Origin of the sequence: Paenirhodobacter ferrireducens (assembly GCF_004022265.1) — a bacterium.
Lineage (GTDB): Bacteria > Pseudomonadota > Alphaproteobacteria > Rhodobacterales > Rhodobacteraceae > Rhodobacter > Rhodobacter ferrireducens.
Map to the genome: position 1 here is coordinate 21618 of NZ_SAVB01000007.1, position 24213 is coordinate 45830.

The following is a 24213-nucleotide window of genomic DNA, read 5'->3' on the forward strand; positions in this document are numbered from 1 at the left end:
GGTTGTCCGAAAACCGGACAACATGCCGATCCGGCCGGGCTGCATCCTGTTCTGACGCCACGGGGAGGTGGCGCCAGGGGAGGAGGAAAGACCCGTGCCATTGGACAAACAGACAAAACGCAGCGTGCAGGTGCTTGGCATCGACGCCGGCGGGACGATGACCGACACGTTCTTCGTCGACAGCGACGGCGACTTCGTCGTCGGCAAATCGCAGTCCACGCCGCAAAACGAGGCGCTCGGCCTGATCGCCAGCTCGAAGGAAGGGCTGGAACATTGGGGCCTGACGCTTGAAGAGGCGCTCTCGGGGATCCAGACCGGCGTCTATTCCGGCACCGCCATGCTCAACCGCGTCGTGCAGCGCAAGGGGCTGCGCACCGGGTTGATCGTCAATGCGGGGATGGAGGATTTCCACCGCATGGGCCGCGCCGCGCAGGCCTATCTCGGCTTTGCCTACGAAGACCGCATCCACCTGAACACGCATTACTATGACGAACCGCTGGTGCCGCGCCACCTGACCCGCGGCGTGATGGAGCGGATCGACATGTCGGGCAACGTGGTGATCCCGCTGCGCGAGGACAGCGCCCGCACCGCTGCGCGCGAACTGATTGCGCAGGAGGTCGAGGGCATCGTGATTTCGCTGCTGCACTCCTACCGCAACCCCGCGCATGAGCGGCGGGTGCGCGATCTGGTCGAGGAAGAGGTCGCGGCCGCGGGCAAGACCATCCCGGTCTTCGCCTCGACCGACTATTACCCGGTGCGCAAGGAAACCCATCGTACCAACACCACGATCCTCGAGGCCTTCGCCGCCGAACCCTCGCGCCAGACGCTGAAGAAGATCACCACCGCCTTCAAGGAGAACGGTTCGAAATTCGATTTCCGGGTGATGGCGACGCATGGCGGCACGATCTCGTGGAAGGCGAAGGAACTCGCCCGCACCATCGTGTCGGGGCCGATCGGCGGGGTGATCGGGGCGAAGTATCTGGGCGAGGTGCTGGGCTATTCGAACATCGCCTGTTCCGACATCGGCGGCACCTCCTTCGACGTGGCGCTGATCACGCAAAACGAGCTGACGATCAAGAATGACCCCGACATGGCACGGCTGCTGCTGTCGCTGCCGCTGGTGGCGATGGATTCGGTCGGTGCGGGGGCGGGCAGCTTCATCCGGCTCGATCCCTACACCAAGGCGATCAAGCTCGGCCCGGATTCGGCGGGCTATCGCGTCGGCGTCTGCTGGGAGGCCTCGGGGATCGAGACGGTGACCGTTTCGGACTGCCATGTGATCCTCGGCTACCTGAATCCCGACAACTTCCTTGGCGGTCAGGTCAAGCTCAGCCGCGAGCGCGCCTGGAACGCGATGAAGGAACAGGTCGCCGATCCGCTCGGCCTGTCGGTCGAAGATGCGGCGGCGGGCGTCATCGAGCTGCTCGACAGTGACCTGCGCGACTATCTGCGCTCGATGATCTCGGGCAAGGGCTACAGCCCCAGCAGCTTCGTGTGCTTCAGCTATGGCGGCGCGGGGCCGGTCCACACCTACGGCTACACCGAGGGGCTGGGCTTCGAGGACGTGATCGTGCCGGCCTGGGCCGCGGGCTTCTCGGCCTTCGGCTGTGCGGCGGCGGATTTCGAATACCGCTATGACAAATCGCTCGACATCAACATCGCCACTGATGCCAGCGAGGACCTGAAGACGGCGCAGGCGCAGACCCTGCAGGCGGCCTGGCAGGAGCTGAAGGAGCGCGTGCTCGAGGAATTCGAGATCAACGGCTACAGTCCCGACAAGGTGCAGCTGCAACCGGGCTTCCGCATGCAGTATCGCGGCCAGCTCAATGACCTCGAGATCGAATCTCCGATCATCGAGGCGCAGGGCGCCGAGGACTGGGACAAGCTGGTCGAGGCCTTCAACGACACCTATGGCCGCGTCTACGCCGCCTCGGCCCGCTCGCCCGAGCTCGGCTATTCGGTGACCGGGGCGATCATGCGCGGCACGGTGCCGATCCCGAAGCCGAAGATCCCGAAGGAAGAGCTTCGGGGTGCGACCCCGCCGGAAGAGGCGAAGCTCGGCAGCCGCAAGTTCTATCGCCACAAGCAGTGGGTCGATGCGCAGCTTTACCAGATGGAAAAGCTGCAGCCGGGCAACCGCATCACCGGCCCGGCGGTGATCGAATCCGACGCCACGACCTTCGTCGTGCCTGGCGGTTTCGAGACTTGGCTCGACGGGCACCGCCTGTTCCACCTCAAGGAAGTCTGACGGTCTCAGGGAGGAGATAAGTCATGAACATGCAGACCTCGGTCAAGACCCGCGGCATCGTGCGCGGCGGCGAGACCCTGAAGGAGCACCGCGACCGGCTGATGGAGGCCACGAAGCGGACCAAGCACTATGCCGGCCTGTCGAAGATGGCGCTGCGCGACGCCGAGCCGATCAAGTACAACAAGCTGTTCTCGCGCCTGCGCGCCGGGGTGGTGGATGCGCGCGAGACCGCGAAGAAGATCGCTGCAAGCCCGATCGTCGAGCAGGAGGGGGAACTGTGCTTCACCCTCTACAATGCCGCGGGCGATTCGATCCTGACCTCGACGGGGATCATCATCCACGTCGGCACCATGGGTGCGGCGATCAAATACATGATCGAGAACGGCTGGGAGGAGAACCCGGGCATCCGTGACGGCGACATCTTCTGCAACAACGACAGCCTGATCGGCAATGTTCACCCCTGCGACATCCACACCATCGTGCCGATCTTCCACGAGGGCGAGCTGATCGGCTGGGTCGGCGGTGTGACCCATGTGATCGACACCGGCTCGGTCGGGCCGGGCTCGATGTCGACGGGGCAGGTGCAGCGCTTCGGCGACGGCTATTCGATCACCTGCCGCAAGATCGGCGAGAACGACACGCTGTTCCGCGACTGGCTGCACGAGAGCCAGCGGATGGTGCGCACCACGCGCTACTGGATGCTGGACGAGCGCACCCGCGTCGCCGGCTGCCACATGATCCGCGATCTGGTGAAGGAGGTGATCGCCGACGAGGGCATCGAGTCCTACTGGAAATTCGCCTATGAATCGGTCGAGCATGGCCGCGTCGGCCTGCAGGCCCGGATCAAGGCGATGACCATTCCGGGCAAGTATCGCCAGGTCGGTTTCGTCGACGTGCCCTATGCGCATGAGGATGTCCGCGTCCCCTCGGACTTCGCCAAGGTCGACACGATCATGCACACGCCCTCGGAAATCACCATCCGCGGCGACGGCACCTGGCGGCTGGATTTCGAGGGCTCCTCGCGCTGGGGCTGGCACACCTACAACGCCCATCAGGTGAGCTTCACCTCGGGCATCTGGGTGATGATGACGCAATCGCTGATCCCCACCGAGATGATCAACGACGGCGCCGCCTATGGCACCGAGTTCCGCCTGCCGAAGGGCACCTGGATGAACCCCGACGACCGGCGCGTCGCCTTCAGCTACTCGTGGCACTTCCTCGTCAGCTCGTGGACGGCGCTCTGGCGCGGGCTCTCTCGCGCCTATTTCGGCCGCGGCTATCTCGAGGAGGTCAACGCCGGCAACGCCAATACCTCGAACTGGCTGCAGGGCGGGGGCTTCAACCAGTATGACGAGATCCATGCGGTGAACTCGTTCGAATGCGCGGCGAACGGGGTCGGTGCCTCGGCGCATATGGACGGGATCAGCCATGCGGCGGCGGTGTGGAACCCCGAAGGCGACATGGGCGACATGGAGATCTGGGAACTGGCCGAGCCGCTCGTCTATCTCGGCCGGCAGATCAAGGCCTCTTCGGGCGGCGCAGGCAAGTATCGCGGCGGTTGCGGCTTCGAGAGCCTGCGCATGGTCTGGAACGCCAAGGACTGGACGATGTTCTTCATGGGCAACGGCCATATCTCGTCGGACTGGGGGCTGATGGGCGGCTATCCCGCGGCCTCGGGCTATCGCTTCGAGGCGCATGATACCCGGCTGAAGGAGATCATCGCCGAGGGCGGCACCATCCCCTGCGGTGGCGACACCGACCCGGAAAACCCGACCTGGGAGGCGATGCTGCCCGACGCCCGGATCAAACGCGACAAGCAGGCGATCACCACCGAGGCGATGTTCAAGGACTATGACCTCTACCTCAACTACATGCGCGGCGGGCCCGGCTTCGGCGATCCGCTCGACCGCGAGCCGCAGAAGGTGGCCGATGACGTGAACGGCGGATATTTGCTGCCGCGCTTCGCCGACAGTGTCTATGGCGTGGTTCTCGCCGATGCCGGCGACGGCATGAAGGGCGTCGATGTCGCCGCCACCGAAGCCCGGCGCCGCGCCATCCGCAAGGCCCGGATCGAGGAGTCGGTGCCGGTCAGCGACTGGATGGCCGGCGAGCGCGAGAAGATCCTGAACAAGGAGGCGGGCGTGCATGTGCAGCAGATGTTCGCGGCCTCGTTCAAGCTCGGGCCCCGCTTCGAACAGGATTTCCGCGCCTTCTGGAACCTGCCGGCGGAGTGGAAGCTGATGGAAGCGGACCTGCCGATCCCCTCCTACGGGCGGGAATACTCGATGGACATCTCGGAACTGCCCGACGTCAAGACCGTCCAGTTCGTCGAGGAATGAACCGCCGCGGTGGCGCTCTGACCGGCGCCGCCCCCCGACAAGGCCAGATCAAGGGAGGAACCGATGGCCTACACGAAAACCAAGATCAAGGACCTGGTGGACGGCAAGATCGACCGCGACACGCTGCATACCATGCTGTCCACGCCGAAGGACAAGGAGCGCTTTCAGATCTATCTCGAGATCCTGCAGGAGCAGGTGGAGTGGGACGACCCGATCATCCTGCCGCTCGGCCCGAAGCTCTATATCGTCCAGCGCAAGTCGGACCGGAAATGGATGATCCGCAGCCAGGCCGGCTATGACTTCTGCCCCTGGAACGAGAACTGGAAGCTGCACGCCCGGATCCGGGTGCGCAACACCGCCGCGCAGATGGAAGAGCTTTATCCCCGCCTGATGGCGCCCTCGCCCGACTGGCAGGTGATCCGGGAATATTTCTGCCCGATCTCGGGCGACCTGCTCGATGTCGAGGCGCCGACGCCCTGGTATCCGGTGATCCATGACTTCGAACCGGATATCGACACCTTCTACAAGGACTGGCTGGGGCTCGCCGTGCCCGAACGGACCTGAGCCGGTCCGGCGGCACAGGGCAGGCGGGCAGTCGCAGGACTGCCCGCCTGTTCCGATCGCGGCGCACGGCGGCCTCTCGGGGCGGGCTCAGGGGGTTGCGGCCGCCGGCTCTGCGGGCGCGCGCAGCGCGTTGCGCCGGCGGGCCTGTTCGGGCGTGTAGCCGGGGCCATGGACCGCACCGAAGGCCCGGGCTGCGGCAAGCGTCATCTCCTCGGCGCAGGGCAGCGGGTCGGGCCCGTCGATGCGGAACGACACCGGCGAGAGCGGCCCGAAGAGCAGCGCCTGTTCGAGAGAGGGGCGGCGCGGGATCTGAGGCTCGACCCCGGCGCGCTGCGCGAAATCGAGTGCCATCATGTTCATCGGCCGCGCGGGCTGGGCCGCGGTCAGCCCCTCGGCCATCTCGGCCGGCACGGGCATGAGCTCGGGCGTGTCCCAGCAGCCGGCGATGTAGCGCGCCTGCAACTCCAGCACCGGGAAATAAGGGCCGACGAGATCGTAGAGCCCGACAAAGGCGAGCCCGTCGAGATCGGGGTGGAAACTGTCGGCGAAAAGCGTCAGCCCCTGCGCCGACAGCTCGACCGTCCGGGCGATCTCGGGCGAGAGCCAGGGCAGCGACAGCGCGAAGCCGGTGCCGAAGAGAAGGCTGTCGAAGTCGCCCTCGCGGCCATCCGCAAAGCGCACGCGGCGGCCCGAGACCGACGCGATCCAGGGACGCACCGCGATCCGCCCCTCGGCCACGGCGGGCAGGAAGCCCTGGCACTGGGTGATGCCCGCTGCGAAGACGTCGGGGTCGGCCTCAAGGGCGCCATATTGCTCGGGCGTGCCCGCGGCCTGCAGGATCTGCGCCTTCAGCCCCGCCGCCGCGGCGGCCGGCCCGCGCGCGCCCTCAAGGGCGGCGGCGCGGGTGAACAGTACATGCTCGGCCGGCACCCCGGCGATCAGCTTCGGCAGCACATAGCGCTGGCGGCGATAGCTGATCGTCACCTGCGCCCCGGCCTGCGCCAGCGTCGTCGCGATCTCGAGTGCGCTGATCGAGCAGCCGGCGACCAGCACCGAGGCGTCGCGATAGCGCGCCACACCGCTGAACTGGCCCGAATGGCCGGTGCCGAACTTGCCCGAGAAGGTCTCGAGCCCCGGCACCTGCGGGATCGTGCCGCGCAGATAGCGGCCCGAGGCGACGACGACGCGGTCGAAGCGCTCGGTCCGGGTCTCGCCGCCGCGGCGCGAGCGGATCTCCCACCCGCCCGCCTCTGCCCGCGCAAGCAGCTCGACCCGGGTGCCGAAGCGGATCGCGCGGCGCAGGCCGAAGCGGTCGCTGTAGCGGTCGAGATAGCGGTGCATGTCCTCGCGGCCCGGATAGGTCGGCGTGCCCGGCGGATGATCGAGGTCGGAGAACGCCGTCATCACCCGGCTGGTGTTGGTGACCATGCCGGGCCAGGTGGCGCTGTGGAGCCCGTTCGGGTTCCAGTGCCCGCCGAGATCGCGCGAGGCCTCGAACAGGACCGGCGCAAAGCCGCGCGCCTTGAGCCAGCGGGCGGTGACAAGCCCGGCGGGACCGGCGCCGATGATCGCGACCGAGGGGCGGGATGCGGAAGGATGTGTCATGAAAGCCTCTGATGATTGACATGCGGCTTACTTCGCGTAAAGCGCTTGGAGGGGCTTGCTAAATGCCTGCTAAGGGCGCGCGGCTTCGGCTAAATTTCTGCTAAAGACGGATATTGGAACGGAAGGGACATCGCCGTGGACGCCTCGCTTGTCCGTTTCCTGCTGCGCCCCGTGATGATCCTCGTGGGCACCGTCGACCCCGCCGCGCGGCCCGAGATCGGCCGCGGCGTCGGCAGTCTCGTGGTGCCCGAGGCCGGGCGGATCGACGTTCTGGTGTCGCGCTGGCAATGGCCGGCGACGATCGCGAATGTCGAACGCGCGGGGCGCGCCGCGGCGACCTTCTCCCGCCCCGCCGATTACGAGACCTATCAGATCAAGGGCCGCGCCACGCTGCGCGCGGCGGGCGCGCCCGAGGCCGAGACCGCCCGCGCCTATTGCCGTGACACGCTGGCGGCGCTGATGGAGCTGGGCATGGCCCATGATCTTGTCGCGCATTGGCAGTCGACACGCGATCTGGTCGTGGTCTCGCTGTCGGTGGACGAGGTCTTCTCGCAGACGCCGGGCCCGCTTGCCGGGCAGCGGATCGGGGGCGCGACATGATCCGTCTGGCCGATCTCGACGATTGCTTCGAGGGGGTGATCCCCTCGGTCGTGGCGACGTGTGGCGCCGACGGCCTGCCGAACATCTCCTACCTGTCGCATGTGAACCGGGTCGACGACGACCACATCGCGCTGTCGAACCAGTTCTTCGGCAAGACCGCCGCGAACCTGCGCCGCAACCCCTGCGCGACGATCCTGCTGGTCGATGGCCGCACCGGCGCGCAGGTGCGGGTCGAGGCGATCTTCGTGCGCTCGGAGACCGAGGGGGCGCTGTTCGATCGGGTCGCGGCACAGCTTGCCGCGAGTTCGGCGCAGGTCGGGATGGAGGCGACGATGCAGCTGAGGGCGGTCGACGTCTTCCGGGTGCTGTCGCTGCAGGCAACGCCGACGCAGGCGCCGGTGCCGCCCGCCGATCCCGATGCCCGGCCCGATCTGCCGGCGCTCGCCCATGCGGTGGCGGCGATCGACACTGCGCCCGATCTGGGCGGCGCCTGCGAGGCGGCGCTTGATGCCGCGATGGCGCTGCTTGGCGCCGATGCCGCGATGATCCTGATGCGCGACCATCCGCGCGATGTGCTGATGACGGTGCTGAGCCGCGGCTACGAGACCGGCGGCGCGGGGGCCGAGGTGCCCTTTGGCATCGGTGCCATCGGCATCGCGGCGGCGACGCGGCAGGTGATCCGGGTCGGCGATCTGGGCCGGGTGCGGCGGCTGAATACGGCGATCGAGGCAAGCAGCGAACAGGAGGCGCGCAGCCGCCGCATCCGCCTGCCAGGCCTTGGCGGCGCGCTGAGCCACATGGCGGTGCCGCTGTGCAGCGGCGGTGCGCTGGCGGGCGTTCTCTTCGTCGAGGCGCGCCGGCGTCTGGCCTTCGGCCGCGAGCCGGAGGCGGCGGCGATGATCCTCGCCCGCCTGCTCGCCGCGGCGATGCGGGCCTCGGAACAGAGCCCGGCCCCGGCGGCCGAACCGCCCCTGCCTGCAACGGTGACGGGCGATGGCGGCCGCAGCCTGCGCGTGCGCCATTACGGCTATGACGACAGCCTCTTCATCGACGATGCCTATATCATCAAGGGCGTCGCCGGCCGGATCCTCGCTTTCCTGATCGGCAGCCATCTGGCCGAGGGCCGCGACGTCTTCAGCAACCGCGAGATCCGGCTGGCGGCGTCGCTGCGGCTGCCGGGCTATCGCGACAATCTGGAGACCCGGCTGATCCTGCTGCGCCGGCGGCTCGAGGAGAAATCCGCCCCGATCCGGCTGGTCTCGGCGGGGCGCGGGCAGATCCGGCTGGTGCTCGACGGGCGCCCCGAACTGGTCGGGGAGGCGCCCGGCGAGGGGCGGGCGTGACCATGGCCGAGGCCGGGCCGCCCTGCGGCCGGCCGTCGCGCTCAGGGCGCGGGCATCGTCACCCGATAGAAGGGCGCGGGCGCCGGCGCGCCCGGGGCCACCGGCTCGGGCACCGGGTTCTCGATCGGCGGCTGTGCGCGCAGCCAGGCGACCAGCGCGGCAAGGTCATCGGCGTTCAGCGCCGCATAGCTCGCCCAGGGCATGACCGGCGCGAGCACCCGCCCGTCGGGCAGCACGCCGGTGGTGATCGCGGTGGCGATCTCGGCCTCGCTCCAGTCGCCGAGCCCGGTCTTGTCGGGCGTCAGGTTCGGCGGCCAGAAGGTGCCGAGCCCGGGAAGTTCGAAGCCGACGGTGCCGCCCGCCAGCCCCTTCTCGACGACCGGTATGCCGTCGGGGGCGCGCGGCATGTGGCAGCCGGCGCAATCCATAATGCGCGCGAGATAGGCGCCGCGCGCGATGGGATCGGGGGGGGCTGCGTGGACGGTCCGCGTCGGGATGATGAGTGACAGTGTTGCAAGGGCGAGGATCCGAAGGGTCATCTGTGTCTCCATGAAAGGGCAGGGGCCGTCCCGCCCTGCCGGGCGGGGGCGGCGGATGTGGCGTGGGGCGGGGATGTCCTGATGGCCGGACCCTAGGCCATACGGAGCCAATCCGGATGCTAAGAGAATGCGAAGGGCACCGCCGCGCTTGCTAAAAGAGTGCTAAACGCCGCTGTCTTGCTGCGCTGCGCTGCGCTGCGCGGTCGCGATGGCGATGGCGGCGTCATCGGGGGCGCCGTGGCCCGATCCGGCGCCTCGGCCGTGCGCCGCGGTTCGGGGGCTGCCTTCTCTTCGGGGGGCCGCGCTTGCGCCATCCCGCCGCCGCGATGCGGAAAATCTGCGCGCCGCGGCGGTTCGGCTTTCCGCCGCAGGCTCTCTTTCGCTAGATTGGCGCCGACAGATCAATGCGGACAGCGTCTCTTCGGCAACGAGGCGGGCGCGGTCCCGAGCACGGGTGATGACCGAAGATGACTGCTCAGAAGCCGACAGCGCGGGGCGGGAACCCGACCGAGACCGCAGGATGCACGGATGGGGCAGCGCCCGGCCATCCGGATCACGCGGCTCTCGCGCAAAACGAGATCGTGATTCTGGCCGAGACCTTTCGCCTGCTCGGCGATCCGTCCCGGCTGAAGATCCTGCTGAGCTGCATGTCCGGTCCGATCTCGGTCGGTGACATTGCGGGCAGGCTGGATTTGTCGGTGTCGTTGGTCAGCCACCATCTGCGCCTTCTGCGCGGGGCGCGGCTGGTGAGGGGCGAGCGTCAGGCGAAGCAGATTTTCTATGCGATCGCCGATCAGCACGTCCGTCAGGTTCTCGAGGATATGGCGACGCATATTGCAGAAGAGCACGGCGATGAGTGAGCGGCGGCCGAAAATTGAAAACACTTGAATAAGTGTTCAACTGTTGTATGGATTCGTTCCGTGGCCACAGTTGGCCGCCACGACCGTGCATCTGTCGTGCCGGCGGGCGGGAGATCGGAAATGGCACCTGAACACGCGATGCAACCGGGCGGTGAACGGCTTGGCTTTCATGTCGGCGGCATGGATTGTGCGAGCTGCGCCGGCAAGATCGAGACGGCGCTGAACCGACTGGACGGGATCTCCGATGTCGAGGTCAATTTCGCCGCCGAGACGCTGGAGCTGACCCTGGCTGAAGGCGGCAGGACCGCGGTCGCGGAGATCGAGAAGACGATCCGCGGTCTCGGCTTCGGCGTCGCTGCCACGTGCGCCCCCGGCGCCGGGTCCGGTTCCCCTGCCGATGCGGTGCCGGCGTCGGAGCCGCGCTCTGCGCGCTGGTGGCAAAGCCGCAAGGGCCGGCTGGTTGTCGGCCTCGGTCTGCTGATGGGGGTGGCCTATGCCGTGGCCCTCGGCATCCCGCGCTATGCCGACTGGATCTTCGCCGTGGCGGTGCTGGCGGGCGTGCTGCCCTTTGCCCGCAAGGCGGTTGCCCTTGCCCGGTCCGGCTCTCCGTTCTCGATCGAAACTCTGATGGTTGTCGCATGTCTCGGCGCGCTGCTGATCGGCGCGGCCGGAGAGGCGGCGGCGGTCGTGTTCCTCTTCGCCGTGGGCGAGCTGCTCGAAAGCGTGGCGGCGGGGCGGGCGCGGGCCGGCATCAAGGCCCTTGCCTCGCTTGTTCCGAAGACCGCGCTGCGACTTGCGGCCGACGGCGGCCTGTGCAGCGTTCCGGCCGCCTCGTTGCGGGTGAACGATCTCGTTCTGGTCCGGCCGGGCGACCGGGTGCCCGCCGATGGCGAGATCCTCGAGGGCAGCTCGAGCCTCGACGAGTCGCCGATCACCGGCGAATCCGTGCCGCGCGCAAAAGGTCCGGGGGCGCGCGTGTTCGCCGGCTCGATCAATGTCGACGGCGTGCTGCGGGTCCGCGTCGAGACGGCCGCGGCCGACAACACCATCGCCCGCATCATCCAGCTCGTCGCGCAGGCGCAGTCCGCCAAGGCGCCGACCGCCCGCTTCATCGAAACCTTCAGCCGTTCCTATACTCCGGCGGTGATGCTGATCGCGGCACTGACCGTCATCGTCCCGCCGCTGGCGACGGGCGCCGACTGGCAAACCTGGATCTACCGCGGCCTTGCGCTGCTGCTGATCGCCTGCCCCTGCGCGCTCGTGCTCTCGACGCCGGCTGCCATCGCCTCGGGTCTGGCTGCCGGCACGCGCCGCGGTCTGCTGATCAAGGGCGGCAAGACGCTCGAGACCATCGGCAAGGTGCGCGCGATCGCCTTCGACAAGACCGGCACCCTGACCGAGGGGCGGCCGCGCGTCACCGAAATCCGTGCTTTCGGGGCGATTGCGGCGCCGCAGGTGATTGCGCTTGCGGCGGCGGTCGAGACCGGTTCGGGGCATCCGCTGGCAAGGGCGATCCTCGGCCGCGCCGCTGCGGAAGGGATCGCGGTTGCGGTCGCGACGGAGGCCTCGGCCACCGCCGGCAAGGCGGTCCATGCCACGGTGGAGGGACGCCGCCTTGCCGTCAGCTCGCCGGCCCATGCCGCCGAGGTTGCCACCCTCGGCGCGGCGGAGCGTGCCGCCATCGAGGCGCTCGAAGAGCGCGGCAATACGGTTGCTGTTCTCTTCGATCAGCAGACGCGGGAGGTCATCGGCCTTGTCGGCCTGCGCGACGAGCCGCGGCCGGATGCGCGCGACGGGGTGGCCCGGCTCGCGGCGATGGGGATTCGCTCGGTCATGCTGACCGGCGACAACCGGCGCACCGCCGAGGCGATTGCCGAGGGCCTTGGTGTCGAGTGCCGCGCCGGGCTTTTGCCGCAAGACAAGCTCGATATCATCCGCGAGATGAAGCGGAGTTCCCGGGTGGCGATGGTCGGTGATGGCATCAATGACGCGCCGGCTCTGGCGACGGCCGATGTCGGCATCGCCATGGGCGGCGGGACCGATGTGGCGATCGAGACGGCGGATGCCGCGCTGCTGAACAGCCGGGTCACGGATGTCGCCCATCTTGTCGCCCTGTCGCGCGCGACGATGGCCAATATCCATCAGAATGTGGCCTTTGCACTGGGGCTGAAAGGTCTTTTCCTGGTCACCACCGTGCTTGGCCTCACCGGGCTGTGGATTGCGGTGCTTGCCGATACCGGCGCGACGGCGATCGTCACGCTGAATGCGCTGCGGCTGTTGCGCTTCCGGGAAACGCCGCCGGTCCACGGCGGCCACTGACCCGGCGGCGCGGGCTCACGGTCTCGCGCCGCGCTCGACGAAGGTCTCGCGCCAGCGCCGCAGCAGGGCCGTGGCCTTGTGCGTGTCGCGCGCGACAAGCAGCACCGGGCCGGTGCGGATCGGGCGCTCGGCAGAATCGTGGCGCCCGGCCTCGGCCGCATCCTCGCGCGCCACAAGGCCGATCCGCGTCAGCACCTGCTGCCCTTCGGTCGAGAGCAGGAAATCGAGCAGCTCCTGCGCCGCTGCGGCGCCGCGCGCGCCGCGTGGGATCATGTAGGCGCGCGACAGGAACAGCGTGTAATCCGAGGGCCAGACCGTCGCCACATCGGGCAGGTGGCGTTCCTCGACATAGGAGCCGAGCACGTTGTAGGCCATCAGGTATTCGCCGCGCGCCACGGCGTCGATGATCTCGGCCGAGCAGCAGGTGGCCACCGCCTGCGAGCGGCCGAATCCCTCGAGCAGCGCGCCGAAGGTCGAGGCCTCGAGACTGTCAGCGAAGGCGAAGAGATAGCCCAGCCCCGAGCGCGAGATGTCATAGGTCGCGATCCGCCCGTCATAGCGGCGGTCGGGGCGGCGCATCAGGTCGAGGAGTGCGAAGCGGTCGCGCGGCACGTCCTCGGGCGGCACGAGGCGGGCGTTGTAGATGATGACGGCGGGCTCGCGGGTCAGGCCCCAGATCTCGTCGCGCCAGCGTCGGCTGTCGGGCAGCGCCGCGGTCAGCGCCGAGCGGTAGGGCTCGGCGCAGCCCAGATCGACCAGTTCGACGAGCTGATCGACGGCCGAGGAAAAGGCCGCATCCGCCCCCGCATGGCCCGCCGCACACTCCCGCCGCGTCACCTCGTAAAGCCCGTTCGAGGACCATTGCTCATAGGTCACCGACATTTCAGGGTGGCGGGCCGCGAAGGCCTGCATCGCCGGGCGCAGCACGTCGATGTCGGTGGTCGAGCGCAGGCGCAGCGGCTGCACCGCCTCCGCCGGCTGGCCGGGCGCGGGGCCGAATTGCGCCATGTCCTCGAGCCCGGGAGGCAGCTCCTGAGCCGCCACCGGCTGGGCAAGAAGAAGCGCGCAGAGCAGGGCACGGATCATGGCGTTTCCTCGGACAGGGGCAGGATCAGGGCGGCGCGGAAGCCCGCGGGGCCGGGGGCTAGCTCGAGCCGGCCGCCGAAGGCTTCGGCCACCGCCCGCGCGATCGACAGGCCCAGCCCGGCAGAGCGCCCGCGCGAGGCGGCATTGCGCTCGAACCGCGCGCCGATCCGGGCAAGCGTTGCGGCATCGGGGCCGGGGCCCGCGTCGCGCACCCACAGCACCGCCGCGCCGTCCTCGATCTCGGCGCCCATCCGCACCGCCCCGGCGCCGTGGCGCAGGGCATTCGCCAGCAGGTTCTTCGCCGCCTCGGTCAGTGACAGATCATCGGCCAGCACCATCACCGGCGCCGCGCCGATCTCGAGCGCCACGTCGCGTCCGGGGGCGATCAGCGCGTGGTCCTGCGTCTCGATCACCGCCAGCGCCACGTCGCGCAGGTCGACCGCCACCCGCCGCGCCTCGGCGGTGCGGTGGATCACCAGCGCGCGCGACAGCATCTGGTCGAGCAGATCGCCGAGCGAGCGCGAGCGCCGCACGATCCGCACCATCGTCGCGCGGGCGATCTCGGGGTCGGTCTCCTCGGCGGCAAGCTCGGCCTGCACCCGCAGCGCCGCGACGGGGGTGCGCAGCTGATGCGCGCTGTCCGAGATCAGGTTGCGCATCGAGGCGATCTGCCGCTCGAGCCGGCGCATGAAGTCGTTGAGCGCGCCGATCATCCCCGCGACCTCGGCCGGCACCGGCGTGTCGATCGGCGTCAGGTCGTAGGGGTCGCGGGCGGCAAGATCGCGGGCAAGCCCGACGAGCGGGCGCATCGCGCTTTCGACCACCAGCGCGCCGAGCACGATCAGCAGCACCCCGGCAAAGCCGAGCACGATCAGCGCGTCGCGGGTCAGGCCAAGCGCCATGGCGTTGCGCGCGCGCAGGGTCTGGCCGACGGTGACAAGGATCGTGCCGGAGAAATCGCGCTCGGCGAAGCGGCGCGGCACGGTGACGAAGCGCGCCCGCTCGGCCGCGGCAAGCCCGGTGAATTCGGCATCGAAAAAGCCGCCGCCGGCCTGACGGATGGTTTCGGGCAGGGGCGTGTCCTGGCCGGTGATAACCTGGCCGCCCGGGCTGCGCACGGAATAGGTGATGCGGTCGTCGGGGGCGAGGGCCAGCAGCTGGAACGCCGCGGTGGGCAGATCGACGAGCGGCACGCCGCCGCTGATGGTGATTGCGCCGGCGATCTCGTTCGCGGCGCCGAGCAGCAGCCGGTCATAGGAGGCGCGCGCCGCGACCCGGCCATAGGCAAAGGCCGCGAGCGCCATCACGATGCCGCCGACCACCAGCAGCGACAGCACCGCCCGCACCACGCGCGATTTCAGCGAGCGCGTCGCGGCGACGGGGGCCGGCAGGGCGGGGCCGGCCTCAGTCATCGCGCACCAGCCGGTAGCCGAGGCCGCGCTGCGTCTCGATCCCCACGCCCGAGCCGGCGAGCTTCTTGCGCAGCCGTGCGATGTAGAGCTCGACCGCGTTCAGCCCGACATCGGTTTCGGCAAAGGAGTAAAGCCCCTCGTAAAGGCGTTCCTTGCTCATCACATGCCCGGTGTGGCGGATCAGCAGACCAAGCAGGGCGAGCTCGCGCCGCGTCAGGTCGAGCGTGCGGCCAGCGAGCCGCGCCTCGCGCGCGGCGGGGTTGAAGACCAGCGCGCCGAAGGCGATCTCGTCGCTCTTCACATCGGCGTCGCGCCGGTGCAGCGCGCGCAGCCGCGCCACCAGCTCGCGGTGATCGAAGGGCTTCACCAGATAGTCGTCGGCCCCGAGGTCGAGCGCGCTGACCCGGGTCTCGACCGAGAAGGCGGCGGTCAGCATCAAGACCGGCACCCGCTCGCCGCGCCGGCGCAGATCGGCGAGCAGCTCGGTGCCCGAGCGGTCGGGCAGGTTGATGTCGAGCGCGATCGCGTCATAGCGCTGCACGGCGAGGAAATCCTCGGCGGCGTCCGCGGTCTCGGCGATGTCGCACACCATGCCCGCCTGACGCAGGCGGGTGGCCACCGCCTCCGCCATGTCGGGTGCATCCTCGACCACCAGCACGCGCATCGTTCCCTCCCCGGGCGGCTCACATCTCCTGACAGGTTCGTGACAGGTTTCGCCCCTAGTCCTGTCTCATAGCCGAGCGCGAGGAGGCCGCAAAGAGCGGTGCGCCGGTTCGAGGAATTCAACACGACTGGAGGAGCTTCCATGATCAAGGCAACCCGGCTTTCGCTTGCCGCCCTGTTTCTCGGTGCCAGTGCGCTGACCGCCGTCGCCGACGGCTGGATGCCGTCGAACCCCGAATGCATCGCCCCCGCGAACCCCGGTGGCGGCTGGGACTTCACCTGCCGTCAGGTCGGCAAGGTGATGCAGGACGAGGGGCTGATCGACAAGACGATGCAGGTGACGAACCTCGCCGGCGGTGGCGGTGGCGTGGCCTTCGCCGAAGTCGTCAACAAGCGTGGCGAGGACAACAACCTGATCGTCGCGGCCTCGTCCTCGACCTCGACGCGGCTCGCGCAGAACGCCTATCCGGGCAACACCATGGATCAGGTCCGCTGGGTCGCTTCGGTCGGTGCCGATTACGGCGTGATCGCCGTGGCCAAGAACAGCCCGATCAACACGCTGCCGGAACTGCTGGACAAGGTGAAGGCCGATCCGACCTCGGTCGCCTTCGCGGGCGGCTCGGCAGTGGGCGGCTGGGACCACCTGAAGGTTCTGATCGCGGCCCGCGCCGATGGCGTCGAGGACGTGCGGCGCGTCAAGTATGTCGCCTTCGACGGCGGCGGCGAGGCGGTGACGCAACTGCTGGCGGGCTCGGTGCAGGCCTTCACCGGCGATCTCTCCGAGGCCAAGGGCTTTGTCGATTCGGGTGACATCAAGGTGCTGGCCGTGCTCGCGCCCGAGCGTCTGCCGGGCGAATTCGCGCAGTTCCCGACCGCCAAGGAGCAGGGCATCGACGCGCTCGGCGCGAACTGGCGCGGCTTCTATGCGCCGAAGGGCATGTCGGACGAGGCCTATAACGCCTGGGTCGACAAGATCGCCACGCTTTATGCGTCGGACGAGTGGAAGAAGGTGATGGAGACGAACGGCCTCGCGCCGCTCGACCTCAAGGGCGCCGACTTCGACAAGTTCGTCGCCGACTCGGTGACCCAGATCGCCGACCTCTCGCGCCAGATCGGCATCATCAAGTGATCCGGTAACCCGTATCCGATCCGTTGCAGGGGGCGGGCGGCACATCGTGCCGCCCGTTTCTCCCGACGGGTCCGCCAGCCTCGGGAGACTTCCATGAGCGACCGTATCTTCGGTATCTTCGGCGTCCTGCTCGCCATCGGCTTCGCGCTTTCGGCCCTTTCGATCGAGGAAAGCTTCCTCTCGGATGCGGTCGGGCCCAAGGCCTTCCCCCTCATCATCGCCGCGGTGCTGGGCCTGTCTTCGGCCGCGATCGCACTGAAACCCGATGCCGACCCGGTCTGGCCGGGCCTGAAGCGGCTGGCCGAGCTTGCCGCCGCCAGCGTCGTGCTGATCCTCTATGCCACGCTGCTGCCGGTTCTGGGCTTCGTCGTCGCGACGGCGCTCGCCTCGGCCTATCTTGCCTGGCGGCTCGGCTCGCGCCCGCTCGAGAGCGCGATCGTGGGCGTCGGCATCGCGCTTGGCATCTATGCCATCTTCCACCTCGCGCTCGGGCTGTCGCTCGCGCGCGGCCCGCTTGGCTTCTGAGGAGAGATCATGGACACGCTTTCCCACCTTGCCGACGGTTTCGCGATCGCGATCACCTGGCAGAATCTGGCGCTCGCCCTTCTCGGCGCGGCGCTTGGCACGGTCATGGGCGCGCTGCCGGGGCTTGGGCCCTCGAACGGCGTCGCGATCCTCATTCCGCTCGCCTTCACCCTCGGTCTGGGCGCGACGCCGGCGCTGATCCTGCTGACCTCGGTCTATTACGGGGCGATGTATGGCGGGCGCATCAGCTCGATCCTGCTCAACATCCCGGGCGACGAGCCGGCGGTGATGACCTGTCTCGACGGCTATCCGATGGCCAAGGCCGGCCGCGCCGGCGAGGCGCTGTCGCTGTCGGGCATCGCCTCCTTCGTCGGCTCGTTCCTCGCCACCTGGGGGCTGATCCTGCTTGCCCCGCAGCTGGTGAAGATCGCGCTTCTCTTCGGGCCGGACGAGTATTTCGCCCTCTTCGCGCTCGCTTTCGCCACGCTTGGCGGCGTCAGCGCGACGAACCAGGCGAAATCGGCCTTTGCCGCGGCGCTCGGCCTTGGCCTTGCGATGGTCGGCGTCGACACCCAGACCGGCGTGCCGCGCTTCACCTTCGGCGAGGTGCATCTCTATGACGGCATCGACTTCCTTGTCGCCATCGTCGGCCTCTTCGCGCTGTCCGAGGTCTTCGTCTTCCTCGAGCACCGTCACGGCGGCTCGGATGCGGCGCACAAGTCGATGGTGATCGGCCGCCTGACCCCCTCGGCGAAGACGCTGATGAAAACCGCGCCGACCATGCTGCGCAGCTCGGTTCTGGGCTTCATCGCTGGCGTTCTGCCCGGGGCAGGGGCCTCGCTCGGCGCCTTCCTCAGCTATTCGATGGAGAAGAAGCTCGTCGACCGCGAGGGCACCTTCGGCAAGGGCGACCCGCGCGGCGTCGCCGCCCCCGAGGCGGGCAACAACGCCGCGGCCGGCGGTGCGCTGGTGCCGATGCTGGCGCTTGGCGTGCCGGGCTCGGGCACCACAGCGGTTCTGCTGGCGGTTCTGCTGAGCCTGAACATCACCCCCGGGCCGCTGCTCTTCACCAAGAACCCGGACGTGGTCTGGGGCCTGATCGCGGCGCTCTTCATCGCGAACGTGATGCTGCTTGCGCTCAACATCCCGATGGTCGGCCTGTTCTCGCGCCTACTGCTGATCCCGCCGCGGATCCTGATGCCGGCCGTCGCGATGGTCAGCTTCGTCGGCATCTACGGCATCTCGGGCTCGCCCTTCGACCTTTACCTGATGGTCGGCTTCGGGGTGATGGGCTGGGCGCTGCGCAAGCTCGACGTGCCGCTGGTGCCGGTCATTCTCGGCACGCTGCTCGGCAACCAGATGGAGAACAACCTGCGCCGCGCGGTGACGATCTCGAACGGCGACTGGGGCGTGCTGCTCTCGAGCCCGCTCGACTGGATCCTGTGGGGCATCGCGATCGTCGGCTTCATCCTGCCGATGGTGGTGGGCAAGGTGATGCGCAGCCGGATGCAGGCCGCCCGCCATGGCGAGGCCGGCGAAGAGATGGACGAGGCTGATTGAGGCCCCGCCCGGCGCGCCGCCCCGTCCTCCCCCTTCGAGGGCGGCGCGCCACCTGCTCTGCGGCCTTCGGCGGCAGTCCCCGACCGCGACACCCGTGTCGCGGTTTTTTTGCGTTTCGGCCCGGCCCTCCGGGGCGCCGGGGGCGGAGCGCCCGCGTGGATCGGCGGGGCGGCGATGAAGCGGGGATCTGTGTGGGCGCGCGGTCAGGCGGGGAGGGGGCCGCAGCCCGGAGCCGCCCGCAGGGCACGTCGTCCCGGTGCCGGGGCGGCGTGCCGGTTGGTTCAGTCGGTGACCTTCTTCACGAATTGCGACTTCAGGCCGATCTGGCCGATGCCGGGGATCTTGCAGTCGATGTCGTGATCGCCGTCGACCAGACGGATGCCGCGCACCTTGGTGCCGACCTTGATGACGGTCGACGAGCCCTTGAGCTTGAGATCCTTGATCACCGTCACGCTGTCGCCATCGGCGAGCGGGTTGCCGACGCTGTCGCGCACCTGCAGCGCGCCTTCGGGCGCGGCGTCAGGCGACCATTCGTGCCCGCATTCGGGGCAGACCAGCAGGGAATCCGCCTCATAGGTATAGGCGGAACGGCATTCGGGGCACGGGGGCAGGGTGTTTGTCATGCCCCCCGCTATAGACGGGCGCGGGTCGCCGGGGCAAGAGGCACGGCCTGCGGCCCTGATCAGGGCCGCAGGCGCGGAGATCAGGCCAGATCGGCGGGCAGGATCGCCGCGGGCAGGTTCTGATAGCACACCGGCCGCAGGAAGCGGCGGATCGACAGCGTGCCGACCGAGGTCGCGCCGAAGTTGGTCGAGGCCGGGTAGGGTCCGCCGTGGACCATCGCATCGCAGACCTCGACGCCGGTCGGGAAGCCGTTCGCCAGCACCCGGCCCGCCATCCGCTCGAGCACCGGCAGCAGCCTGCGGGCGAGGGCGGCGTCGTCGTCATCCATGTGCAGCGTGGTGGTCAGCTGGCCGACGAAGCTGCGCGCCACGCGGTCCATCTCGTCGGCATCGCGCGCCACGACCACAAGGCCGAGCGGCCCGAACACCTCTTCGGACAGCGCGTGATTGCCCAGCCAGTCCTCGGCCGCGACGCGGAACAGGAAGGGTTTCGCCTCGCGCCGGTCGCACATCGAGGTGATGAGCGTCTGCACGCCGGCCTGTTCGCCGATCACCGCCGCGCCCTTGGAATAGGCCTGCGCGATGCCGTCGGTCAGCATCACCTGCGCGCCGGTCTCGGACAGCGCCGCGCGGGCGGCCTCGACGAAGGCATCGGCCTCGGGCCCGGCGATCACCACCGCGATGCCCGGGTTGGTGCAGAACTGGCCCGCGCCCATGGCGAGCGAGCCCGCCCAGCCCCGGCCGAGCTCGGCCCCGCGCCGCGCGATCGCCTGCGGCAGCATGAACATCGGGTTGACCGCGCCGAGCTCGCCGAAGAAGGGGATCGGCTCGGGGCGCTGCGCGCAGAGGTCGAAGAGGGCGCGGCCACCGCCGAGCGAGCCGGTGAAGCCCACCGCCTTGATGAGGGGATGCTGCACCAGCGCCTCGCCGACGCGACGGTTGCCGCCCTGCACCAGCGAGAACACGCCCTTCGGCATGCCGCATTTCTCGATCGCGGCATGGATCGCCTCGGCGACGATCTCGCCGGTGCCGGGGTGGGCGCCATGGCCCTTCACCACCACCGGGCAGCCGGCGGCAAGCGCGGCTGCGGTGTCGCCGCCCGCGGTCGAGAAGGCGAGCGGGAAGTTCGAGGCGCCGAAGACCGCGACCGGGCCGATCGGACGCTGCATCATGCGCAGGTCCGGGCGGGGCAGGGGGGCGCGGTCAGGGAGCGCCACGTCGTGACGGCGGTCGAGATAGGCGCCGTTCAGGATGTGCTCGGCGAAGAGCCGCAGCTGGCCGGTGGTGCGGCCGCGCTCGCCCTGCAGGCGGGCGACGGGCAGGCCGGTCTCGGAGGTGCCGATCTCGGTGATCGCCTCGGCGCGGGCCTCGATCTCGTCGGCGATGGCATTCAGGAAGGCGGCGCGCTCGGCGCGGGTGGTATAGCCATAGGTCCAGAACGCCTCTTCCGCGGCGCGGGCGGCGGCGTCGACCAGCTCGGGTGAACCGACGGAGAAGGCGTGCGCGGTGCCATGGGCGGGGGCGGAGAGGAAGGTCTCCTCGGTGCCGATCCACTCACCGGCGATCAGGTGCTTGCCATGGGGGGTGAAGGTCATTGCGTGTCCTTTCAGGTGGGGCGTCGGACGGGGCGGGCCCGCGACGGGGGCGTCACGGCGACAGGTCGGCGCGGAAAACGCCGCAAGCGTCGGGTTCCAAGCGCATGAATTCAAGCGATTACGCTTGGGCTGCTCATAGTCAAAATTTTCCCGATACACCAGTATTTTTCTTATATGAAAATTTCTTGCAAGAAAGAGAAAAACGCTTCATCTTGACTCCAGAATCAACAGAGGGGTTCCCAACCAATGAAAATGATCACCCTTGCCGCCGCACTGGTCGCCGCGACCGGCTTTGCCGGTACGGCCCAGGCTGACAAGCTCGACGACATCATCGCCTCGGGCACGCTGCGCTGCGCGGTCGTGCTCGACTTCCCGCCGATGGGCATGCGCGACGCCAACAACGAGCCGATCGGCTTCGACGTCGACTATTGCAACGACCTCGCCAAGGCGCTCGGCGTGAAGGCCGAGATCGTCGAGACGCCGTTCCCCGAGCGCATCCCCGCGCTGATGTCGGGCCGCGTCGACGTCGGCGTCGCCTCGACCTCGGACACGCTCGAGCGTGCGAAGACCGTCGGCTTCTCGGTCCCCTACTTCGCCTTCGAGATGGCGGTGACCGCGAATGAAAAGTCGGGCATCAAGTCCTTCGACGACATGAAGGGCCACACCGTCGGCGCCACCGCCGGCACCTTCGAGGCGATCGCGCTCGAGAAGCAGGTGCAGGAATGGGGCACGGGCGAGTTCCGTCCCTACCAGACCCAGGCTGACGTCTTCCTCGCGCTGAGCCAGGGCCAGATCGACGCGACCGTCTCGACCTCGACCGTGGCGATGGCGAACGTGAAGACCGGCAACTTCCCGGGGATCTCGGTCGTCGGCAAGGCGCCGTTCGACACCGACTATGTCGCGCTGTTCACCAACCGCGACGAATACGGGCTGATCAACTATCTGAACCTCTTCGTGAACCAGCAGGTCCGCACCGGCCGCTATGCGGACCTCTACGAGAAGTGGGTTGGCGGCGCGCTGCCCTCGCTGACCGTTCCGAACGCCTACCGCTGAGCGGACACGGGAAATAACGGCGGCGCGGGCCTTCCGCGCCGTCTTTCCTTTCGCTCCCCAACAGGCAGGACCCTGCAATGTTCGGTTACACCTTCCAATGGAACCAGGCGCTTGCCCGGCTTCCGAAAATGCTGGACGGTGCGGCGGTGACGATGGAAGTGGCGGTGCTGTCGATGCTGATCGGCATCGCGCTCGCCGTCCTTCTCACGCTGCTGCGCCTGTCCGGCTCGCGCCCGCTCAAGGCCATCGCGACCACCTGGGTCGAGATCGCCCGCAACACGCCGGCGCTGTTCCAGATCTACATGGCGCATTTCGGCGTGGCGAGCTTCGGCATCCACTTCAGCCCCTTCACCTCGCTGCTGATCGGCATCACCTTCAACAATGCCGGCTACCTTGCCGAGAATTTCCGCGGCGCGCTCAAGGCCATTCCCGACACGCAGACCCGTGCCGGCCGCTCGCTCGGCATGTCGCAGCTGCAGGCCTTCCGCTACATCATCCTGCCGCAGATGCTGCGCATCGCCTTCCTGCCGATGACCAACCAGATGGTCTGGGCGGTGCTGATGACCTCGCTCGGCGTCACCGTGGGGATGAACTCCGACCTCTACGGCGTCACCCAGGATCTGAACGCGCTGACCTTCCGCACCTTCGAGCTTTTCGCGATCGCGGCGGTGATCTTCTACATCATCACCAAGATCATCACGCTCGGCGCGCGTCTGATCGCGTCGCGCCTGTTCCGGTACTGAGGGAGGACCGATCATGTTTCATACCGCCCTCACCTCGGCCGATCTGATCTTCCTCGCCAAGGGCGCGGGGATGACCATCCTCGTCACCGCGATCTCGGTCTTCATCGGCACCCTCCTTGGCATCGTCTTCGGCGTGCTGCGCGGCCAGCTCGGCCCGATCTGGTTCGCGCCGGTGACCTTCGTGCTCGATATCTTCCGTTCGGTGCCGCTGCTGATCCAGCTGGTGCTGGCCAATGCCTTCGTCGGCATGGTGCTGCGGCTGCATATCTCGGGGCTGACCGTCGCCTGCATGGTGCTGTCGCTCTATACCGCGGCCTATTGCACCGAGATCGTGCGCGGCGGCATCCATGCCGTGCCCGCCACCACCCGCCGCGCGGCGCGCTCGCTCGGCATGAGCTGGCTGCAGGACATGCGCTATATCGTGCTGCCGCTCGCCACGCGGATCGCGCTGCCGTCCTGGATCGGCCTCGCGCTCGGGGTGATGAAGGACTCGGCGCTCGTCTATGTCGTGCAGGTCACCGAGCTGCTGAAATCGACCCAGATCCTCATCACGCGCCTGCAGGAGCCGCTGTTCCTGCTCCTGATCTGCGGCGCCTTCTACTTCATCATCAGCTTCCCGCTTGCGCGGTTCGGCGGGTATCTCGAAAAAAGGTGGTCCAATGATTGAGATCCAGAACGTCCACAAGTCCTTTGGCCAGCTCGAGGTTCTCAAGGGCATCGACCTGACCGTGCAGAAGGGCGAGGTGGTCACCGTGATCGGCGGCTCCGGCTCGGGGAAATCGACGCTGCTGACCTGCATCAACGGGCTCGAGCCGATCGACAAGGGCAAGATCCTTGTCGACGGTACCGAGGTGCACGCGAAGACGACCAACCTGAACAAGCTGCGCCAGAAGATCGGCATCGTGTTCCAGCAGTGGAACGCCTTCCCGCATCTGACCGTGCTGGAAAACGTCACCCTCGCGCCGCGCAAGGTGCTGGGCATCGGCAAGGCCGAGGCCGAGGCGATCGCCGAGAAGCAGCTCAAGCACGTCGGTCTGGGCGAGAAGCTCTCGACCTATCCGACGCGGCTGTCGGGCGGCCAGCAGCAGCGCATGGCGATTGCCCGCGCGCTTGCCATGTCGCCCGATTACATGCTGTTCGACGAGGTCACCTCGGCGCTTGACCCGCAGCTGGTGGGCGAGGTGCTCGAGACGCTGAAGATGCTGGCCGAGGAAGGGATGACGATGATCTGCGTCACCCACGAGATGGCCTTCGCGCGCGACGTGTCGGACCGGGTGGCCTATTTTCACAAGGGAATCATGGCCGAGATCGGCGCGCCGGATCAGCTGTTCAACGATCCGCAGCACCCCGAGACGCGCAAGTTCCTGGCGAGCGTTCGCTGAGATCCCGCCCCGGTGGCTTCCGGCC

Annotated in this window: 21 protein-coding genes; 14 read left to right on the forward strand and 7 right to left on the reverse strand. The window is 68.4% G+C overall.

The window, feature by feature from the left end; all coding sequences use genetic code 11:
* Positions 1 to 94 precede the first annotated feature (94 nt).
* From EOW65_RS06870 to EOW65_RS06880, 3 genes are all read left to right on the forward strand, one after another.
* Entirely contained in the window at positions 95 to 2248 is a 2154-nt protein-coding gene (locus tag EOW65_RS06870; protein WP_240664553.1) for a hydantoinase/oxoprolinase family protein, read from the forward strand.
* Between the two features lie 23 nt (positions 2249 to 2271).
* Positions 2272 to 4587: a hydantoinase B/oxoprolinase family protein gene (locus EOW65_RS06875; RefSeq protein ID WP_128148236.1), complete on the forward strand. Its 2316-nt coding sequence runs from the start codon at positions 2272 to 2274 to the stop codon at positions 4585 to 4587.
* Between the two features lie 63 nt (positions 4588 to 4650).
* The gene (locus EOW65_RS06880) at positions 4651 to 5151 is read left to right on the forward strand and encodes an acetone carboxylase subunit gamma (protein WP_128148237.1); all 501 of its coding nucleotides are present in this window, start codon (positions 4651 to 4653) and stop codon (positions 5149 to 5151) included.
* An 87-nt stretch (positions 5152 to 5238) separates the two neighbouring features.
* Here EOW65_RS06880 and EOW65_RS06885 read toward each other — a convergent pair whose 3' ends face one another.
* Positions 5239 to 6756: a flavin-containing monooxygenase gene (locus EOW65_RS06885; protein WP_128148238.1), complete on the reverse strand. Its 1518-nt coding sequence runs from the start codon at positions 6754 to 6756 to the stop codon at positions 5239 to 5241.
* A gap of 135 nt (positions 6757 to 6891) precedes the next feature.
* Between EOW65_RS06885 and EOW65_RS06890 the strand changes: the two genes are divergently transcribed.
* Both EOW65_RS06890 and EOW65_RS06895 read left to right on the forward strand, forming a co-directional pair.
* The gene (locus tag EOW65_RS06890; protein ID WP_128148239.1) at positions 6892 to 7356 is read left to right on the forward strand and encodes a hypothetical protein; all 465 of its coding nucleotides are present in this window, start codon (positions 6892 to 6894) and stop codon (positions 7354 to 7356) included.
* On the forward strand, positions 7353 to 8699 hold the full coding sequence (locus EOW65_RS06895; protein ID WP_128148240.1) for a pyridoxamine 5'-phosphate oxidase family protein: 1347 nt from the start codon (positions 7353 to 7355) through the stop codon (positions 8697 to 8699). The genes EOW65_RS06890 and EOW65_RS06895 overlap by 4 nt, the downstream gene beginning before the upstream one ends.
* Before the next feature lie 41 nt (positions 8700 to 8740).
* On the opposite strand, the gene EOW65_RS06900 is transcribed toward EOW65_RS06895, so the two are convergent.
* Complete coding sequence (locus tag EOW65_RS06900; protein WP_128148241.1) at positions 8741 to 9238, reverse strand: c-type cytochrome; 498 nt, start codon at positions 9236 to 9238, stop codon at positions 8741 to 8743.
* 467 nt (positions 9239 to 9705) lie between these two features.
* Between EOW65_RS06900 and EOW65_RS06905 the strand changes: the two genes are divergently transcribed.
* Together EOW65_RS06905 and EOW65_RS06910 are read left to right on the forward strand one after the other, a co-directional pair.
* The gene (locus tag EOW65_RS06905) at positions 9706 to 10098 is read left to right on the forward strand and encodes an ArsR/SmtB family transcription factor (protein WP_128148242.1); all 393 of its coding nucleotides are present in this window, start codon (positions 9706 to 9708) and stop codon (positions 10096 to 10098) included.
* A 120-nt stretch (positions 10099 to 10218) separates the two neighbouring features.
* The gene (locus EOW65_RS06910; protein ID WP_240664555.1) at positions 10219 to 12417 is read left to right on the forward strand and encodes a heavy metal translocating P-type ATPase; all 2199 of its coding nucleotides are present in this window, start codon (positions 10219 to 10221) and stop codon (positions 12415 to 12417) included.
* A gap of 15 nt (positions 12418 to 12432) precedes the next feature.
* Here the strand turns inward: EOW65_RS06910 and EOW65_RS06915 are convergent, their stop codons facing one another.
* Genes EOW65_RS06915 through EOW65_RS06925 form a run of 3 tightly spaced genes read right to left on the reverse strand, consistent with a single transcriptional unit; the run spans position 12433 to position 15579 of the window.
* Entirely contained in the window at positions 12433 to 13503 is a 1071-nt protein-coding gene (locus EOW65_RS06915) for an ABC transporter substrate-binding protein (protein ID WP_128148243.1), read from the reverse strand.
* Positions 13500 to 14915, reverse strand: coding sequence for a sensor histidine kinase (locus EOW65_RS06920; protein ID WP_128148244.1), 1416 nt, complete (start codon positions 14913 to 14915; stop codon positions 13500 to 13502). Before EOW65_RS06920 ends, EOW65_RS06915 begins: the two co-directional genes overlap by 4 nt.
* Positions 14908 to 15579 (reverse strand): response regulator transcription factor, encoded by a 672-nt coding sequence (locus EOW65_RS06925; protein ID WP_128148245.1) that lies wholly within the window; start codon positions 15577 to 15579, stop codon positions 14908 to 14910. The genes EOW65_RS06920 and EOW65_RS06925 overlap by 8 nt, the downstream gene beginning before the upstream one ends.
* Positions 15580 to 15720: 141 nt before the next feature.
* Here EOW65_RS06925 and EOW65_RS06930 point away from each other — a divergent pair, with 141 nt between their 5' ends.
* The 3 genes from EOW65_RS06930 (at position 15721) to EOW65_RS06940 (ending at position 18792) form a co-directional block, all read left to right on the forward strand.
* Positions 15721 to 16707 (forward strand): Bug family tripartite tricarboxylate transporter substrate binding protein, encoded by a 987-nt coding sequence (locus EOW65_RS06930; RefSeq protein WP_128148246.1) that lies wholly within the window; start codon positions 15721 to 15723, stop codon positions 16705 to 16707.
* A 93-nt stretch (positions 16708 to 16800) separates the two neighbouring features.
* On the forward strand, positions 16801 to 17232 hold the full coding sequence (locus tag EOW65_RS06935) for a tripartite tricarboxylate transporter TctB family protein (protein ID WP_128148247.1): 432 nt from the start codon (positions 16801 to 16803) through the stop codon (positions 17230 to 17232).
* A gap of 9 nt (positions 17233 to 17241) precedes the next feature.
* Entirely contained in the window at positions 17242 to 18792 is a 1551-nt protein-coding gene (locus tag EOW65_RS06940) for a tripartite tricarboxylate transporter permease (protein ID WP_128148248.1), read from the forward strand.
* A gap of 281 nt (positions 18793 to 19073) precedes the next feature.
* Here EOW65_RS06940 and EOW65_RS06945 read toward each other — a convergent pair whose 3' ends face one another.
* Both EOW65_RS06945 and EOW65_RS06950 read right to left on the reverse strand, forming a co-directional pair.
* On the reverse strand, positions 19074 to 19415 hold the full coding sequence (locus EOW65_RS06945; protein ID WP_121530419.1) for a zinc ribbon domain-containing protein YjdM: 342 nt from the start codon (positions 19413 to 19415) through the stop codon (positions 19074 to 19076).
* An 80-nt stretch (positions 19416 to 19495) separates the two neighbouring features.
* Positions 19496 to 21010, reverse strand: coding sequence for an aldehyde dehydrogenase (NADP(+)) (locus EOW65_RS06950; RefSeq protein WP_128148249.1), 1515 nt, complete (start codon positions 21008 to 21010; stop codon positions 19496 to 19498).
* 246 nt (positions 21011 to 21256) lie between these two features.
* Between EOW65_RS06950 and EOW65_RS06955 the strand changes: the two genes are divergently transcribed.
* The 4 genes from EOW65_RS06955 (at position 21257) to EOW65_RS06970 (ending at position 24188) form a co-directional block, all read left to right on the forward strand.
* Entirely contained in the window at positions 21257 to 22063 is an 807-nt protein-coding gene (locus EOW65_RS06955) for an ABC transporter substrate-binding protein (RefSeq protein WP_128148250.1), read from the forward strand.
* Positions 22064 to 22140: 77 nt separating this feature from the next.
* A complete protein-coding gene (locus EOW65_RS06960; RefSeq protein ID WP_128148251.1) occupies positions 22141 to 22806 on the forward strand; it encodes an amino acid ABC transporter permease in 666 nt (221 codons plus the stop codon).
* A gap of 13 nt (positions 22807 to 22819) precedes the next feature.
* Positions 22820 to 23473 carry an amino acid ABC transporter permease gene (locus EOW65_RS06965; protein WP_121530422.1) on the forward strand — a complete coding sequence of 218 codons (654 nt, stop codon included), beginning with the start codon at positions 22820 to 22822 and terminating at the stop codon, positions 23471 to 23473.
* The gene (locus EOW65_RS06970; protein ID WP_128148252.1) at positions 23466 to 24188 is read left to right on the forward strand and encodes an amino acid ABC transporter ATP-binding protein; all 723 of its coding nucleotides are present in this window, start codon (positions 23466 to 23468) and stop codon (positions 24186 to 24188) included. Before EOW65_RS06965 ends, EOW65_RS06970 begins: the two co-directional genes overlap by 8 nt.
* Positions 24189 to 24213: the final 25 nt, after the last annotated feature.

Coding starts and splice junctions, on each gene's coding strand:
- EOW65_RS06875 (WP_128148236.1), top strand. CDS start 2,272: ATGAACATGCAGACCTCGGTCAAGACCCGCGGCATCGTGCGCGGCGGC.
- EOW65_RS06880 (WP_128148237.1), top strand. CDS start 4,651: ATGGCCTACACGAAAACCAAGATCAAGGACCTGGTGGACGGCAAGATC.
- EOW65_RS06885 (WP_128148238.1), bottom strand. CDS start 6,756: ATGACACATCCTTCCGCATCCCGCCCCTCGGTCGCGATCATCGGCGCC.
- EOW65_RS06895 (WP_128148240.1), top strand. CDS start 7,353: ATGATCCGTCTGGCCGATCTCGACGATTGCTTCGAGGGGGTGATCCCC.
- EOW65_RS06900 (WP_128148241.1), bottom strand. CDS start 9,238: ATGACCCTTCGGATCCTCGCCCTTGCAACACTGTCACTCATCATCCCG.
- EOW65_RS06905 (WP_128148242.1), top strand. CDS start 9,706: ATGACTGCTCAGAAGCCGACAGCGCGGGGCGGGAACCCGACCGAGACC.
- EOW65_RS06910 (WP_240664555.1), top strand. CDS start 10,219: ATGGCACCTGAACACGCGATGCAACCGGGCGGTGAACGGCTTGGCTTT.
- EOW65_RS06915 (WP_128148243.1), bottom strand. CDS start 13,503: ATGATCCGTGCCCTGCTCTGCGCGCTTCTTCTTGCCCAGCCGGTGGCG.
- EOW65_RS06920 (WP_128148244.1), bottom strand. CDS start 14,915: ATGACTGAGGCCGGCCCCGCCCTGCCGGCCCCCGTCGCCGCGACGCGC.
- EOW65_RS06925 (WP_128148245.1), bottom strand. CDS start 15,579: ATGCGCGTGCTGGTGGTCGAGGATGCACCCGACATGGCGGAGGCGGTG.
- EOW65_RS06930 (WP_128148246.1), top strand. CDS start 15,721: ATGATCAAGGCAACCCGGCTTTCGCTTGCCGCCCTGTTTCTCGGTGCC.
- EOW65_RS06935 (WP_128148247.1), top strand. CDS start 16,801: ATGAGCGACCGTATCTTCGGTATCTTCGGCGTCCTGCTCGCCATCGGC.
- EOW65_RS06940 (WP_128148248.1), top strand. CDS start 17,242: ATGGACACGCTTTCCCACCTTGCCGACGGTTTCGCGATCGCGATCACC.
- EOW65_RS06945 (WP_121530419.1), bottom strand. CDS start 19,415: ATGACAAACACCCTGCCCCCGTGCCCCGAATGCCGTTCCGCCTATACC.
- EOW65_RS06950 (WP_128148249.1), bottom strand. CDS start 21,010: ATGACCTTCACCCCCCATGGCAAGCACCTGATCGCCGGTGAGTGGATC.
- EOW65_RS06955 (WP_128148250.1), top strand. CDS start 21,257: ATGAAAATGATCACCCTTGCCGCCGCACTGGTCGCCGCGACCGGCTTT.
- EOW65_RS06960 (WP_128148251.1), top strand. CDS start 22,141: ATGTTCGGTTACACCTTCCAATGGAACCAGGCGCTTGCCCGGCTTCCG.
- EOW65_RS06965 (WP_121530422.1), top strand. CDS start 22,820: ATGTTTCATACCGCCCTCACCTCGGCCGATCTGATCTTCCTCGCCAAG.
- EOW65_RS06970 (WP_128148252.1), top strand. CDS start 23,466: ATGATTGAGATCCAGAACGTCCACAAGTCCTTTGGCCAGCTCGAGGTT.